We start from the raw sequence: 2,827 nt of genomic DNA on the forward strand, positions 1-2,827 counted from the left end.
CCGACCTGCGTGCCGCGCTCGAGACCCTCCTTGCCCTGCGCGAGGTGACCGGGTCGCTGGCCGTGAGCACGTCCTGCTCCTTGCTGCACGTCCCCTACACGCTCGAGCACGAGGACACCGTGGACGAGCGGATCCGCCCGTGGCTGGCGTTCGCCCGAGAGAAGGTGCACGAGGTGGTGACGCTGCAGCGCGGGCTGTCGCAGGGGTTGGCCGGAGTGAGCCAGGAGCTCGCTCGAGCGGAGTCCGCGATCGCCGGGCGGCGCGATTCGGCGCTCACCCGGCGTCCCGACGTGCGCGCTCGAGTGGCCGCGCTGGACGGGTCGGACCGGACCCGCGGGGACGCGGAGCAGCGCCGTGCCCTGCAGCAGGAACGACTGCGCCTGCCGCCACTGCCCACCACCACGATCGGCTCGTTCCCGCAGACCCCCGAGGTCCGCGCGACCCGGGCCGGGCACCGCACCGGACGGATCGACACCGCCACCTACACCGCGCGGATGCGGGCCGAGATCGAACGCGTGGTCCGGCTGCAGGAGTCGCTCGGGCTGGACGTGCTGGTCCACGGCGAGCCGGAGCGCAACGACATGGTGCAGTACTTCGCCGAGCTGCTCGACGGCTTCGCCACCTCGGCGCACGGCTGGGTGCAGTCCTACGGGTCGCGGTGCGTGCGCCCGCCGATCCTGTTCGGCGACGTGAGCCGGCCGGCACCGATGACCGTGCCGTGGATCTCCTACGCGCAGTCGCTCACCGACCGTCCGGTCAAGGGGATGCTCACCGGGCCGGTGACGATCCTGGCCTGGTCCTTCGTCCGGGACGACCAGCCGCTGGCCGAGACCGCCCTGCAGGTCGGGCTTGCCGTCCGCGACGAGACCCTCGACCTGGAACGAGCCGGGATCGGGGTGATCCAGGTCGACGAACCCGCGCTGCGCGAGCTGTTGCCGTTGCGCCGGGAGGACCAGCCGGCCTATCTCAGCTGGGCGGTCGACGCCTTCCGCGTCGCCACCAGCGCGGTGGCCGATGGCACCCAGGTGCACACCCACCTGTGCTACTCGGAGTTCGGGGATGTGGTGGGCGCGATCAACGACCTCGGTGCGGACGTGACCAGCCTGGAGGCGGCACGGTCCCGGATGGAGGTGCTGCCGGCGCTCACCCGTGGGGGGATGGACCGCGGGGTGGGCCCGGGTGTCTACGACATCCACTCACCGCGGGTCCCGAGCGTGGCCGAGATCACCGAGCTGCTCGAACGTGCGACCGTGTCGGTCCCCGTGACACGGCTCTGGGCGAACCCGGACTGCGGCCTGAAGACCCGCGGTTATGCCGAGGTGGAGGCGGCCCTGACCAACCTCGTGGCGGCGGCCAGGCAGGTGCGTGAGTCGCTGTCGACACGCTGACCCTCGAATCGGAGCCACGCCAACACGGTGAGCCACTGCTGCACGCGACGGCGCGGTAAGACCCGGCGTGGCAGGACCCCAGGGCTACGGCATCCGTGCCCGCCCAGCGGCATACGGCGGCATCCGGCTCTCCCGAGCCGCACGAAGGATCGCGTCGGCTGAGACGTCGATGTCGTGCTCGGTCGTCGTGGCGTTGGACACCGAGAAGCGCATCAGGCGCTGGCCGCGCCACGTGGTGCCACCGACCCAGCACGTGCCGTCACGCTGCACCCGCTCGATGATGCCGTCGGTGCGAGCGGGGTCGCCGAAGCTGACGAGGACCTGGTTGAGCACGACGTCGTTGTGGATCGTCGCTCCGTCGGCCGCGAGCCGGTCGGCCATCCGGCGGGCCAGCCCACAGCACCGGTCGACGAGGTCTGCGACTCCGGTTCGACCGAGCTCACGCAGTGCCGCCCAGACCGCGAACCCTCTTGCCCTCCGGCTGGACTCGGCGGTCAGGTCACCGAGCACGTAGTCGCCTGCGGCGCCCGACCCGGTGAGGTAGGACGCGCTGTAGGACATCGTCGCCGCGTGCAGTTCGGGGTCCCGGCAGAACGCGAGGCCGCTGTCGTAGGGGACGTTGAGCCACTTGTGGGCGTCGGTCCCCCACGAGTCGGCCAGCTCGACACCTGCAGTCAGGTGCTCCGTGCGCGGGCTGGCCGCCGCCCAGAGCCCGAAGGCACCGTCGACGTGTACCCACGCGCCGTGCTCCCGCGCGAGCGGGATCGCGGCGCGCAGGTCGTCGCAGGCGCCGGTGTTGACGTTGCCGAGTTGCAGGCTGACGATCGTCGGCGTGTTCGCCGTGCGGGCAAGGACCCCACGCAGCCGGGCCACGTCGATGGCGCCGTTGGCATCGGCGGGGACGGTCTCGATGCTCGCCGTGCCGAGGCCGAGCAGCTTGGCGGACCGGTCGATCGTCGCGTGCCGCTCCTCGCTCGCCACGATCCGCACCCGTGGGGCGCCGGCCAGGCCGTCGCGGGCGACGTCCCAGCCCGCGTCCGCGAGCACCTTGGTGCGGCCGACCGCGAGGCCGACGGTGTTGGTTGCCTGTGCGCCGGTGACGAACCCGACCGACGCCCCCGCCGGCAGGTGGAGCAGGTCCTTCAGCCAGGTACCGGCGGCGCGCTCGGCAGCGGCCGCGGCGGGAGACAGGACCTCGTTGTAGGCGCACTGGTCCCAGCCGACGGCCAGGATGTCGGCGGCGGATGCCGCGGGAAGCGCGCCGCCGGTGACGAACCCGAAGAACCTCGGCCCCACGGTGCCCATGATCCCCGGCGCCGTTGCGGTGACGAGCTGTTCGATCACCTGACTCGGTGGAGTGGGCGCGTCCGGGAGCGGCCCGCCGAGGGCCTGCTCCAGCGCCGCCCGGTCCGTCACGGGCTGGACGGGCCGCTCCCCCA

General features: G+C 72.6%; 2 protein-coding genes. One reads left to right on the forward strand and one right to left on the reverse strand.

The genetic code is table 11. The annotated features are described in order from the left end of the window. Positions 1–1,388, forward strand: a 1,388-nt coding sequence (metE, locus tag WMI84_RS17900; protein ID WP_347355129.1) for a 5-methyltetrahydropteroyltriglutamate--homocysteine S-methyltransferase, incomplete at its 5' end; no start/stop codon positions are given. Positions 1,389–1,472: 84 nt separating this feature from the next. On the opposite strand, the gene WMI84_RS17905 is transcribed toward metE, so the two are convergent. Beyond that, positions 1,473–2,827: aminotransferase class V-fold PLP-dependent enzyme (locus WMI84_RS17905; protein ID WP_347355130.1), on the reverse strand; the 1,355-nt coding region annotated here is incomplete at its 5' end.

This window comes from Intrasporangium sp., from assembly GCF_039812505.1.
Lineage (GTDB): Bacteria > Actinomycetota > Actinomycetes > Actinomycetales > Dermatophilaceae > Intrasporangium_A.